Genomic DNA, 12,911 nt, shown 5'->3' with positions numbered 1-12,911 from the left:
CGCTTTCACCCCTGACCTAGTGAGCAAAACATCTCGGAACGTATCATGGTTGAAGACACTTTTCGGGGTGCTGTGTGCACCCGCGCGAAGGCCCTACTAAAGTCCCATTAACGAACCGTAATTAACAAGGAAATGAGGCGAATTCCTGCCGTGAGCAACTCGAGCATTTTCGGCCCCAATGCGTGGCTGATTGACGAACAGTTCCAGCAGTACTCAAAGGATCCCAACTCCGTAGATAAGGAGTGGCGCGATTACTTTGAGGCCAACGGAGCACCGAAGAACGCGGCTTCTGCCCCAGCAGCCGCTGCACAATCCTCCGCGAAGAAGTCCACTCCGGCGAAGCCAGCTGCAGATTCTACTGCCCCGAACGGTGCGCCAGCAGCAAAGCCAGCGAAGGTAGCAGAGAAGCCAGGCAAGGATTCTGACTCCAAGAAGAACTACCCAGATTCCCCGCTCGATCGCATCGGCGAGGCTCCGGAGGCTGGCGAGCGTCAGCTCAAGGGCATGTTCAAGGCAATCGCTAAGAACATGGACGAGTCCCTCGAGATTCCAACCGCAACCACCGTGCGCGACGTTCCAGTCAAGCTGATGTGGGAAAACCGGGCGATGATCAACGATCACCTCAAGCGCACCCGCGGTGGCAAGATTTCCTTTACCCACATCTTGGGCTACGCCTTGGTCAAGGCGACCCAGATCCACCCGGACATGAACGTCCGTTACGAGGTCAAGGACGGCAAGCCGACTGTCGTACAGCCAGAGCACGTCAACCTGGGCCTCGCTATCGACCTCCCGCAGAAGGATGGCTCCCGCGCACTCGTTGTTGCAGCGGTCAAGGAAGCCGAGAAGATGTCCTTCTCCGAGTTCGTTGACGCATACCAGGACATCGTCAACCGCTCCCGCCAAAACAAGCTCACGATGGATGACTTCTCCGGCGTCACCATCAACCTCACCAACCCGGGCGGCATCGGCACCCGCCACTCCATCGCCCGCCTGACCAAGGGCTCCGGCGCCATCATCGGCGTCGGCTCCATGGATTACCCGGCTGAGTTCGCCGGCACCTCCGAGGACCGTCTGGCTGACATGGGTGTAGGCCGTCTGGTCACTCTGACCTCCACCTACGATCACCGCGTCATCCAGGGCGCGGAGTCCGGCGAGTTCCTGCGCACCTTGGGCCAGCTGATCACCGATGATCGCTTCTGGGACGAGCTGTTTGAGTCCATGGGCGTTCCTTACCAGCCATTCCGCTGGGCACAGGATGTCCCGAACACCGGCGTGGACAAGAACACCCGCGTCATGCAGTACATCGAGGCTTACCGCTCCCGCGGCCACCTCCTCGCCAACGTCAACCCACTTGGCTGGCGTCAGCCGGGCCTGCCTTGGCCGGATCACCGCGACCTTGACCTTAAGACCCACGGCCTGTCGATCTGGGATCTGGACCGCACCTTCAACGTCGGCGGCTTCGGTGGCCAGGAGACCATGAAGCTGCGCGACGTCGTCAAGCGTCTGCGTGATGCTTACACGCTGAAGGTCGGCTCCGAGTACGCCCACATCTTGGACCGCGATGAACGCAGCTGGCTGCAGGATCGCCTCGAGGCTGGCATGCCAAAGCCATCCAACGCTGAGCAAAAGTACATCCTGCAGAAGGTCAACGCTGCTGAGGCATTCGAAAACTTCCTGCACACCAAGTACGTCGGCCAGAAGCGCTTCTCCCTCGAGGGCGCTGAGTCCCTCATCCCGCTGATGGATGCCATCGTGGACACTGCTGCGGGCCAGGGCCTCGACGAGGTCGTCATCGGCATGCCGCACCGTGGCCGCCTGAATGTCTTGTTCAACATTGTTGGCAAGCCACTGGCTGACCTCTTCGGCGAGTTCGACGGCAACTACAAGGGTGGCCAGCTCGGTGGCTCCGGTGACGTTAAGTACCACTTGGGTTCCCAGGGGCACCACATCCAGATGTTCGGTGACGGCGAAATCGATGTCAGCCTGGCTGCTAACCCGTCTCACCTCGAGGCCGTTGACCCAGTCCTGGAGGGCATCGCCCGCGCTAAGCAGGACCTACTGGACAAGGGCCAGGATGGCTTCTCTGTTGTCCCAGTCATGCTGCACGGTGACTCCTCCTTCAACGGCCTGGGCATTGTTCAGGAGACCATCAACCTGTCCCAGCTACGTGGTTACACCACCGGCGGTACCGTCCACATCGTGGTCAACAACCAGGTGGGCTTCACCACTACCCCGGATTCCGCACGTTCTACCCACTACGCCACCGACCTTGCGAAGGGCTTCGATTGCCCGGTATTCCACGTCAACGGTGACGACCCAGAGGCAGTTGTCTGGGTTGGCCAGCTGGCTACCGAATACCGCCGCAAGTTCGGCAAGGACGTCTTCATCGATCTCATCTGCTACCGCCTGCGCGGCCACAACGAGGCAGATGATCCTTCGATGACCCAGCCGGAGCTGTACTCCATCATCGATGACCACAAGTCTGTCCGTGAGATCTACACCGAGGAGCTCATCGGCCGTGGCGACCTGTCCGAAGCAGACGCTGAGGCTGCAGCTCGTGACTTCCACGACCAGATGGAATCCGTCTTCACCGAGGTCAAGGAATCGGAGGCCGGTGCCCCTGGCGAGCAGCACGGTATCACCTCTGCGCAGGAGCTGACCCACGGTCTGGATACCTCCATCACCGCCGAGGAGATCGAGGAAATTGGCCAGGCCTACGCCAACGGCCCAGAGGGCTTCGAGTACCACAAGCGTGTTGCCCGCGTTGCCAAGGAACGCCTGAAGACCTCCACCGAGGGCGGCATCGACTGGGGCTGGGGCGAGCTTATCGCCTTCGGCTCCCTGGCTAACCAGGGCAAGCTGGTCCGCCTGGCCGGTGAGGATTCCCGCCGCGGTACCTTCACCCAGCGCCACGCTATCCCGGTCGATCCGCGCGATGGCTCCGAGTACAACCCGCTGAACTACCTGGCTCAGACCAAGGGCAACGGCGGCCGCTTCCTGATTTACAACTCCGCCCTGACCGAGTACGCAGGCATGGGCTTCGAGTACGGCTACTCCGTGGGTAACCAGGACGCACTCGTTGCATGGGAGGCACAGTTCGGTGACTTCGCAAACGGTGCACAGACCATCATCGACGAGTACCTGTCCTCCGGTGAGGCAAAGTGGGGCCAGCTCTCCAGCCTGGTTCTGCTGCTGCCGCACGGCTACGAGGGCCAAGGCCCAGACCACTCCTCTGCCCGCATCGAGCGTTACCTGCAGCTGTGCGCTGAGGGCTCCATGACGGTGGCTCAGCCTTCTACCCCGGCTAACCACTTCCACCTGCTGCGTCGCCAGGCGCTGGGCTCCATGAAGCGTCCGCTGGTCGTCTTTACTCCGAAGTCCATGCTGCGTAACAAGGCATCCGCTTCTGCTATCTCCGAGTTCACCGAAATCAAGCACTTCCAGTCCGTCATCAATGACCCGAACTTCGTTGACCACGAGGGCAAGGTTGTAGGCGACGCCGAGAAGGTCAAGACCATCATGCTGGTCTCCGGCAAGCTCTACTGGGAGCTGGCTAAGAAGAAGGAAGCAGACGGCCGCGATGACGTCGCAATCGTCCGCCTCGAGATGCTGCATCCGATTCCGTTCAACCGTCTCGCAGAGGCATTCAAGGCCTTCCCCAATGCCACCCAGGTTCGCTTCGTCCAAGACGAACCAGCAAACCAGGGCCCATGGCCTTTCTACAACGAGCACCTGCGTGAGCTCATTCCGGATATGCCGGAAATGGTCCGCGTATCTCGCCGTGCGCAGTCCTCGACTGCAACCGGTATCGCCAAGGTCCACCAGATCGAGCAGAAGAAGCTGCTTGAAGAGGCCTTCGACGTCTAAGGCTTAAAAGCCAGATAGAACGGCTAAAGCGCCCTTGCCGCCTCGAATAGAGGTAGCAAGGGCGCTTTAGTATTTTTTCGAAAAAGCAAGCTCTACAAGGAGCTGCTCAGCAGTCAAGCTAGGACTTCGGCTTGCTCGAATTGTCCTTTTTCTCATCGCCGGAGGTCAGATCGGATCCTCCGGAAGAGTTGGAATCGCCACCAGTATCCATGACGGTGCCCGCATTGGATTGCGAGTTCCAGTCACTTACCGTTCGCTCCAGAGAACCGGACTCGTCGGTCTTTTCCAGCAGCTCACGGATTTCCTCATCGGTCAAAAACTTGGTCAGGGAAGACACTGCGAGGCGTTCCTCACGGTCAAAAAGGCCCTTGTAATAGACCACGACGTAGTTCTGCGGCAGGTCCGGCTCCGCTTCCTTGCACCCCTGCGCGCTGGAAGGCTCTACCACCGCGAGGTCCGGCGGTAGCGCATTCATCAGCGCCACGTGGGTAGTAGCCAAGAAATCCTCGCCCGAGGGGTCCTTTTGGTCTTCCTCGTAGCGCTTCGAAATCTCGCGTGCGGCAACAGGGTTGAAGGCATCGAGCAATTCACCGGTGCAACCGATGTAGAAGTTCGTTGCGCCGTCGCCGCTCTCGATAAGCGGGAGGTTCTGCTCGTTAGCAGAGGTGGCCTCCAGTTCCTCATTACTGGCCACATTTGCGGCTCTGCCCTGGGACTCCAAAGTCTGCTTATACAACTCAGCGAGCAACAGCTGCCGCTTGGACTTTGGGTTGACGGATATGGTTACCGCTTGGTGCAAGCCAGGCTTTTCATCCGCCGAAGGATCAAATTTGGTGCAGGAGCTCAATGCAGCCAATGCCAGTCCGGCAGTCGCTAGCGTCGCTACAAGGCGGCGGGATCGCATCGGCACAGTTCTCCTTAAAGTTATGGTTCTTCCTAAATATTCCTAAAATTCTACACGGCACTGCTGGGCTTTCCGACGCCGCCTTATCCCAGCGTTTTCCTGTATTTAATAAGGGGCTAAGATGGGTTGGGTTATGACTAGCGCTATTACTGAATCCGCCGTTCGGGAGGCCCTTAGCCGGGTTGAAGACCCAGAAATCGGCCGCCCTATCACCGAGCTCGACATGGTGAAATCCGTCGCCATCGACGGCAATGACGTCAGCGTCGAAATCTATCTGACCATTGCCGGCTGCCCGATGAAAAACACCATCGAAGCCAACACTCGAGCCGTCCTCGAGGACATCGAGGGCGTTGGCAATGTCAGCGTGACCATGGATGCCATGAGCGATGAACAGCGTCGCGCTTTAAAGCAGAAGTTGCGCGGCGGCCAGGCTGAGCCGGAGATTCCTTTCGCCAAGCCAGAATCCACCACGCGCGTGTTCGCGGTGGCCTCTGGTAAAGGCGGCGTCGGCAAGAGCTCCACCACCGTCAACCTCGCAGCCGCGCTTTCGGCCAAGGGCTTAAAAGTTGGCATTGTCGACGCCGATATCTACGGCCACTCCGTACCGGGCCTGCTGGGTTCGACCGCCGGCCCCACCGTCATTGATGATGAAATGCTGCTGCCACCAATTTCCCACGGCATCAAGCACATCTCCATTGGCCAATTCGTCGAGGGCAACGCCCCTGTGGTCTGGCGCGGCCCGATGCTGCACCGCGCGCTGCAGCAGTTCCTGGCTGACGTCTTCTGGGGCGATCTGGACGTTCTACTGCTCGATCTCCCACCCGGCACTGGCGACGTCGCGCTTTCCGTGGCTCAGCTCATCCCTAACGCCGAGCTACTCATCGTCACTACCCCGCAGGCAGCAGCCGCGGAGGTGGCAGAGCGTGCAGGCTCCATCTCGCAGCAGACTCGCCAGCGCGTAGCCGGCGTCATTGAGAACATGGGCGCCATGGTGCTGCCCGACGGTTCCACGATGGATATCTTCGGTACCGGCGGCGGCAAGGTCGTAGCAGAGCGCCTTAGCACCATCTTGGGCTACGAGGTGCCTGTCTTAGCTGAGGTGCCGCTCGATCCGGCTCTGCGCACCGGCGGCGATGCCGGCGAACCAATCATCACCGCCGCCCCGGATTCTCCTTCTGCAAAGGCAATCAAGCAGCTAGCGGATAAGCTCGCCATCCGCAACGACTCTCTGGTGGGCAAGACCTTAGGTCTGGGCGTTACCCGCCACTAAAAAGTAGGCAGACGCCTAAAGCAATAACTGCTTAGGTAACATCAGCCCAAGAAAAGCCGGTTCCTTCTGCGTTGTCATTTTCCGCAGTTGGTGCCGGCTTTGGCGCCGACTTTGGCGCCGACTTTGGCATAGGTGCCTGCGGCTGTTGAGCCGAGCTCTGCTGCGGTTGTGCCGGTGCCGCGTAAATCTGGGAGTAGTCGAAGGTCGGGCGCTGCTGGCCCTGCTGACCTAAATTCGCCTGCTGACTGCGCTGGCCATGTTGGACACGTGGCTCGGAAGCACCGCGCTGCGCTGCGGAGTGCGCTTGCTCATCGCCCGCGCTTAGATGCGGTTTGCCCATTCCCTCGGTTAGCTTACGCGGGTCGAAATCATCCCAAGCGGAATCGTCTCCATCGAAAAGCGCCTTGGTGATAGCGCCGCGTGGTCCCAAGCGCGTCCATTCGGCGGCCTGGCTGATGGGAACACGCAGAGTTTCAAACTCCTCGCTCAGGCCGCCCATTTCACCTTGTAATTCGGCCTTGGCATTGTTGATTGCCTTGCGCGCAGCATAGATTGCAGCACGGACATCCATGATGACGCCGGGGAGCCTCTCTGGACCGATGATCACGATGCCAAGAAGCACGATGACAGCAATCTCTGTCCATCCGATTGAAGAAAACACGATGCTATCTTAGCCCTCCGTTAGCGCCTGTGCGTCGTGTGAAACAGGGCGCCGACCCCCATAAGACATACCGCAACTGCCAAGAGCGCCACTGTGGTTAACGCCCCTGATTGTGCTTGATGGCGCGAATGACCATCTCGACCTTGTCAAGGATATCGCGCTCGCCGACGCCACTGGAACCGCCGTGTGCGCCGTACTTGTTTCGCCCTTTCTTAGGTGCGGCGGCGTCCTCATCAGCTGCTTCAGCTGCGATTCCGGCCAGCTTGGCCATCAAATCCTTCGGTGCACGCACTTGGTGGTCAACGTTGCAGTTGCGCACCCACTGGGAAGCACGGCGCTGCTCGCGGACGTCGGCGCGACATTCAGCGCAGTGCACCAGGTGAACATGCACGCGATGAGTGGCTTTGGGATCCATCTCGCCATCGACGAAAGCTGCCACAGCTTCGGGGCCTAAGTGTCCGATGGAATCGGCCCGCCGAGCCCTTGCTTTGGCCTTATCACGGGCCTTGGCAAGAGTCTTGTCAAAGGTGGTGGTGGCGCCTTCTACTCCACGAATATGAAACGAGGCGCGGTGCTGATGTGCAGAATCCTCCACGGGAGTTTAGCCACCTACCTTTCTATCGAACGTTGGGTTCGTTAATTAGTCTCCACAATAGACCTCATTGCACTTTGGCGTGGGCGGCCTAGCGGCTACGGAGCAAAACTCGGGCTTCGTCGTTGGTCTGCGCGGCGGTTTCGAGAGCCGCGCGCAGCTGCGCACGGCCGCGGTGGATGCGCGAACGAACGGTACCCATCTTCACGCCCAAGGTCTCTGCGATTTCGTCGTAGCTCATTCCCACGACGTCACACAGAACAACTGCTACGCGGAAGTCAGGGGCCAGCTCGTCGAGTGCCTTTTGCAAGATCGGGTCCAAGTTGGCCACGGTATAAGCCTGCTCTGGGGTCATATCGGTGCCCGGCACGCGCTCATAATCTTCCGGCAAGGCCTCCATCCGAATCTTGGCACGATGGCGGACCATATCTAAGAAAAGGTTGGTGGTAATCCGGTGCAACCAGCCGCGGAAAGTACCGGGCTGATACTTATCGAGCGAGCGGAACACACGCATGAAGGTCTCTTGGGTCAAGTCCTCTGCATCATGCTGGTTACCGGACAAGCGGTATGCCAGGCGGTAAACGGAGTCTGCATGCTCGGCCACGAGCTCCGACCACGAAGGCATCGCAGCCTGGCCGGCGTCGAACGCAGCCGTGCCGCTGAGTTCTTCGGAAGCAGCGACGTAAGGCTCCGTTGGGCTAGTGGCCACACCAGTTTCCTGGCGCAAAGACGAATCGACGCGGTGCTTCCTTTTCATGCATTTCATTTTCCTATACCGAGCTTCAAAACGCCAGACAGTACTCTGCGAAGTGACTGTGAGCATCACCGAAAACAAAAACTTCTACCTCATCAGTAACAATCCTGGCGTCTTGACACCGTATACACAGAAAATTACCTATGGTTTAGGTTGTGACTAATACGGCATACGACGCACTGCGTTCTTACATCGAATCCACCAGCGAAGTTTCTACGGCACTCGCCGGGGCCCGTTCCCATGCCGAGGAATTTGGCTTGTCCGTACCAGACGAAGCAACCGGTCAGCTTCTTTCCTCCCTTTCCGCAGCCAGCTCTGGCGCTGATCGCCCCCAGGCCATCGCTATTACTCCGGCTGCTGCTGTAGCCGGAATCTACCTCCTGCAGGGCCTGCCTAACAATGGAATCATCACCTGCATCGATCCGGAGGCAGAGCATCAGGCCATGGCGAAGACCACTTTCCGTGAGGCCGGGTTTGCCACCACCCGCGCGCGCTTCTTGCCTTCCCACCCCCTGGAGGTCATGGGACGTCTCGCCACCGATGCTTATCAATTGATCTTCGCAGACGTTCCCGCGCTGGATATGCCGGCTCTTATCAACGCCGCTTTCCCACTGCTGCGTAAGAACGGCACTCTGGTTCTCGCGAATTCTTTGCTGGATGGCACCCTCGCCGATACCACCCGCAGCGACCGCGACACTGCCGCTGCCCGAGAAGCAGACGAGCTCGCCCGCTCACTCGAAGACGCCGTAGTAACCCGTCTACCACTGGGTTCCGGCCTAACGCTTATCACCAAGCACTAAGAAGTAGAAGCCTCACACGAGATACAGGCGGCTGCCCCTTCATCTCGTGTGAGGCTTCTGTGTTTTCTCCCCGCCGCGGTGCGCTAGACGGTTTCGTTCTTGCCCACGACGACAACGCCGCCGTCAGAGACCTTAAAGCGGGACTCGTCGCGCTCACGGTCGCAGCCGATGATGGCGCCTTCGGAAACCACCACGTTCTTATCCAAAATGGCATGGCGGACAACCGCGCCCTTGCCCACGCGCACGCCTGGCAGCAGCACCGAGCCTTCTACTGAAGCTCCGTCGGCCACATGCACGTCCGAGGACAACACAGAGTTGCGCACAGTACCGCCGGAGATGATGCAGCCGGGGGCCACCATGGAAGACTGCGCGATGCCGTTTTGGACGAACTTCGCCGGCGGAAGATTGGACTCGTCCGTGGAGTGAATGGGCCAATGATTGTTATAAAGATTAAAAATCGGGTGCACCGAAATCAGGTCCATATGCGCTTCGTAGAAAGAATCAATGGTGCCCACATCGCGCCAATAACCATGGTCGCGCTCAGTGGAACCTGGCACGTCATTCGCCATGAAGTCATAAACATGCGCCTGCCCGCGCTCCACGAAGTACGGAATGATGTCGCCGCCCATGTCGTGGTCAGAATTTTCATTCTCCTCGTCCTTTAGCAGGGCCTCAATGAGAGCATCGGCCGTAAAGACGTAGTTACCCATGGACGCATAGGTCATGTTCGGATCATCCGGAGTCGAAGGCGGATTATCCGGCTTTTCCAAAAACTCGGTGATGGTTCCCATGCCGTCTGCCTGAATGCAGCCAAAAGCGGTGGCCTCGCTACGCGGCACACGAATGCCCGCCACGGAGCAGTCGAGACCAGTAGCGATGTGTTCCTGAACCATCTGCTGCGGGTCCATGCGATATACGTGGTCGGCGCCAAAGACGATGACATAGTCCGGCTTTTCGTCATAAATCAAGTTAAGCGACTGGACAATAGCGTCGGCGGAACCGTTGTACCAACGCTTACCGCGACGCTGCTGGGCGGGCACGGAGGCGATGTACTGGGAAGTCGGGCCAGACAAATTCCAAGCCTGCGAGATGTGGCGGTCTAGGGAATGGGACTTGTATTGGGTGAGCACCGCAATCTTGAGGTAGCCCGCGTTGACGAGGTTAGACAGGACGAAATCGATTAGGCGGTAGGAGCCGCCGAAAGGGACGGCGGGCTTTGCGCGATCTTCCGTGAGGGGGAATAGGCGCTTGCCTTCACCGCCGGCGAGGACAATGGCGAGAATATTAGGCTGGGATTTCACATGTTCCAACCTATTCAGTTTTAGGCCACTTCGCAGAGGAAATAGAATAGAAACTACCCCCACGGGAATTTTCTGCACGGTATGGATTTTCTCCGTATTCTGGGAGGACATGAGAGCCGGAATTTTTTCCAAGGAATACCCACCTGAAATTTACGGTGGCGCTGGTGTACACGTCGCCGAGCTAACCCGCTTCATGCGGAAGTTAATCGATGTTTCCGTCCACTGCATGGGCGGCCCACGCGAGGAAAAGGACGTCTTCAACCACGGCGTCGATCCAGAACTTTCCGCAGCCAACCCCGCTATCCAGACTCTTTCCACGGGTCTGCGCATGGCAAATGCAGCTTCCGATATTGATATCGCGCATTCCCACACCTGGTACTCCGGCCTCGGTGGCCATCTCGCCGCCCGCCTCTACGACATCCCACATGTGGTCACCGCCCACTCTTTGGAGCCACACCGCCCATGGAAGCGCGAGCAGCTCGGTGGTGGCTACGAGATTTCCTCGTGGTCCGAGAAAAACGCCATGGAATACGCCGACGGCGTCATCGCGGTTTCCGCCGGCATGAAAGCCTCCATTCTGGATGCTTATCCCCGTATCGATGAGTCCAAGGTGCATGTTGTGCTCAATGGCATCGATACCGAGCTGTGGCAGCCACGCGAGGCAGACTACCTGGACAAACTCGGCGTCGACAAGCAGCGCCCCATCGTTGCCTTCGTCGGCCGCATCACCCGCCAAAAGGGCGTGAAGCACCTGTTGAAGGCCGCAGCCCAGTTTGATTCAGACGTCCAGCTGGTGCTGTGCGCAGGCGCTCCCGATACTCCAGAAATCGCCGCGGAAACCGCAGCTTTGGTCGAAGACTTACAGGCCAACCGCGACGGCGTGTTCTGGGTGCAGGAAATGCTCTCTCGCAGCCTCATCCAAGAGGTGTACTCTGGCGCCGACGTCTTCGTGTGTCCTTCTATCTACGAGCCTTTGGGAATCGTTAACTTGGAGGCCATGGCGTGCGGGACTGCAGTAGTTGCATCTGACGTCGGAGGAATCCCCGAGGTTGTCGTCGACGGTGAGACCGGAATCCTCGTCCACTACGACGAAAATGCGGTCGCTGACTTCGAGGCCAACCTCGCTGCTGCCGTCAACCAGGTCGTCGCCGACAAGGAGCACGCAACCGCATTCGGCCAAGCCGGCCGCACGCGAGCTGTGGAGAAGTTCTCGTGGGCCACCATCGCCTCCCAGACCGTAGATATTTACCGCGCACTGATTTAAATCGAGAATCTTTAGAAAGGCACTTTGTGACAACCCATCGCCCCGAACTGCACTTCACCCCTGAGTCTGGAGTCCTCGAGGCTCCGGCCGGCGTGCTGCTAGACGGCAATACGTGGCACCTGTTTTTCCAGTACCGCCACGAACTTTCCGCCCCGGCGCGCTGGGGACACAACTATTCTGAAGAATTTCCATTCGATTGGTTGGAGTGCGACGACGCACTTGCCCCTGTCGGCGGTGAGCTTTCCTTGCGCGCCGGTTCTGTAGCCGCGGGCGAAGATGCTATCAACCTCTACTTCACCTCCGTGACTTCCACCGGCACCTCGGTGCGTTTAGCGCGCTACACCGATTTCAACGATGTCTGCGAAATTTCGGATGACTCCAACGCACTAGACCCGAATGTCGTGCGCTATGGCGAGGTAGCCGCCAACGTCACCAATTACTCCCGCTTCCGCTCGCCTTCCGTGGTTCCAGACTGGGTCGCGGCCGACCGCGATGAAGGCCACGAGGGCTGGCTCATGCTCACACTTACCGGCCACTCCGATGCACCGCTGCCCGTTATCCTGCGCTCGGCCGACGGCTTGACCTGGGATGTGGAAGGCCCGCTCGAGTTCAATGGCGATCCTGGTTTCAACGAGGGCGAGGTCCCGGCAAACTCGCCGATTCCACCGGTTGTCTCTCCACGCCTGGTCCGCTTGCGTGACGAGGTAGATGAGCGCATTTACGACGTCCTCCTGGTTACCCTTGAGCGCGATAACCGCGATGTCTCCGGTTACCTCGTCGGCCGCTTGGAGGGCACCACCTTCACCGTCGCCTCCGGTTTCCAGCGCATCGACTTCGGCCACGATTTCTCCCGCCCGCGCAACACCAACGCCACCGAGGGCACCGTCCCGCAGGAGACCCGCTACGACGAAGCGGTTGTCCTGGGTCTTCTCAACGGCAATGGCCGCGGCGACGATCCTGCAGCGCATCCTTCCTTCGAGGAGGAAGGATGGGCCAATACCCTCGCACTGCCGCGTCGCATCACCCTGCAGGGAGGCAAGCTCTTCCAGACTCCGCCGCGCGGTCTGCCGGATGCCATCCGCCAGTCAGAGCGCGCCCGCTCCTGGGTCGGCGTAATGGATGTCCCGGAAGGCTCCTCCGTCACCGTCACCTTGCTCGACGGCAACGGCAAGCCCGCGGCAGTCATCACCCATGCTGGCAGCACACTGACCTTAGATCGTTCCATGGGCACTGCTTTCGATTCCTATTTCAAGGACTCGGCTCCTGCCGTAGCGCATTTGGCTGAGGGTGATTCCGATTCCCTCACCGTCGTGGTCGACGGTGCCACCGTAGAGGTCTACGCCGACGGCGGCCAGGTAGCCATGGGCTCTCGCGTCTACTTCGACGGCGGTTGCTCTGATCTCCAGGTCGAGACCGCCGGTGAGGCCGTCATCGAGCAATCCTGGCAGCGCAAAGGCTCGCAGCTCTAAGCGCGACGTGTTTTAACACTCAAAGCGAC

At 59.3% G+C, this 12,911-nt stretch carries 10 protein-coding genes; 5 read left to right on the top strand and 5 right to left on the bottom strand.

Going from position 1 to position 12,911, the window contains the following annotated elements:
* Nucleotides 1-150: 150 nt before the first annotated feature.
* On the top strand, nt 151-3,867 hold the full coding sequence (locus QKB66_RS01195) for a multifunctional oxoglutarate decarboxylase/oxoglutarate dehydrogenase thiamine pyrophosphate-binding subunit/dihydrolipoyllysine-residue succinyltransferase subunit (protein WP_248090755.1): 3,717 nt from the start codon (nt 151-153) through the stop codon (nt 3,865-3,867).
* 118 nt (nt 3,868-3,985) lie between these two features.
* Here QKB66_RS01195 and QKB66_RS01190 read toward each other — a convergent pair whose 3' ends face one another.
* Nucleotides 3,986-4,771 (bottom strand): hypothetical protein, encoded by a 786-nt coding sequence (locus QKB66_RS01190; protein WP_248090758.1) that lies wholly within the window; start codon nt 4,769-4,771, stop codon nt 3,986-3,988.
* A gap of 133 nt (nt 4,772-4,904) precedes the next feature.
* Between QKB66_RS01190 and QKB66_RS01185 the strand changes: the two genes are divergently transcribed.
* On the top strand, nt 4,905-6,041 hold the full coding sequence (locus tag QKB66_RS01185; protein ID WP_096336706.1) for an Mrp/NBP35 family ATP-binding protein: 1,137 nt from the start codon (nt 4,905-4,907) through the stop codon (nt 6,039-6,041).
* 31 nt (nt 6,042-6,072) lie between these two features.
* Here QKB66_RS01185 and QKB66_RS01180 read toward each other — a convergent pair whose 3' ends face one another.
* From QKB66_RS01180 to sigE, 3 genes are all read right to left on the bottom strand, one after another.
* Complete coding sequence (locus QKB66_RS01180; RefSeq protein WP_414252500.1) at nt 6,073-6,702, bottom strand: Sec-independent protein translocase TatB; 630 nt, start codon at nt 6,700-6,702, stop codon at nt 6,073-6,075.
* Nucleotides 6,703-6,799: 97 nt separating this feature from the next.
* Nucleotides 6,800-7,258 carry an anti-sigma factor family protein gene (locus tag QKB66_RS01175; RefSeq protein ID WP_248091278.1) on the bottom strand — a complete coding sequence of 153 codons (459 nt, stop codon included), beginning with the start codon at nt 7,256-7,258 and terminating at the stop codon, nt 6,800-6,802.
* Between the two features lie 127 nt (nt 7,259-7,385).
* The gene (gene sigE / locus QKB66_RS01170; RefSeq protein WP_311518126.1) at nt 7,386-8,051 is read right to left on the bottom strand and encodes an RNA polymerase sigma factor SigE; all 666 of its coding nucleotides are present in this window, start codon (nt 8,049-8,051) and stop codon (nt 7,386-7,388) included.
* Nucleotides 8,052-8,203: 152 nt separating this feature from the next.
* Between sigE and QKB66_RS01165 the strand changes: the two genes are divergently transcribed.
* Nucleotides 8,204-8,848 (top strand): O-methyltransferase, encoded by a 645-nt coding sequence (locus QKB66_RS01165; RefSeq protein ID WP_070586666.1) that lies wholly within the window; start codon nt 8,204-8,206, stop codon nt 8,846-8,848.
* Between the two features lie 83 nt (nt 8,849-8,931).
* Here QKB66_RS01165 and glgC read toward each other — a convergent pair whose 3' ends face one another.
* Nucleotides 8,932-10,149 (bottom strand): glucose-1-phosphate adenylyltransferase, encoded by a 1,218-nt coding sequence (glgC, locus tag QKB66_RS01160; protein ID WP_096336702.1) that lies wholly within the window; start codon nt 10,147-10,149, stop codon nt 8,932-8,934.
* Nucleotides 10,150-10,258: 109 nt separating this feature from the next.
* On the opposite strand from glgC, the gene glgA reads away from it, so the two are divergent.
* Nucleotides 10,259-11,413, top strand: a complete 1,155-nt coding sequence (glgA, locus tag QKB66_RS01155) for a glycogen synthase (RefSeq protein ID WP_414252499.1) — start codon at nt 10,259-10,261, stop codon at nt 11,411-11,413.
* A gap of 26 nt (nt 11,414-11,439) precedes the next feature.
* Nucleotides 11,440-12,882, top strand: coding sequence for a GH32 C-terminal domain-containing protein (locus QKB66_RS01150; RefSeq protein WP_248090769.1), 1,443 nt, complete (start codon nt 11,440-11,442; stop codon nt 12,880-12,882).
* Nucleotides 12,883-12,911 lie beyond the last annotated feature (29 nt).

This window comes from Corynebacterium sp. c25Ua_89, from assembly GCF_047459735.1.
GTDB lineage: Bacteria > Actinomycetota > Actinomycetes > Mycobacteriales > Mycobacteriaceae > Corynebacterium > Corynebacterium simulans.
This window is presented reverse-complemented; position numbering and strand designations above follow the sequence as displayed.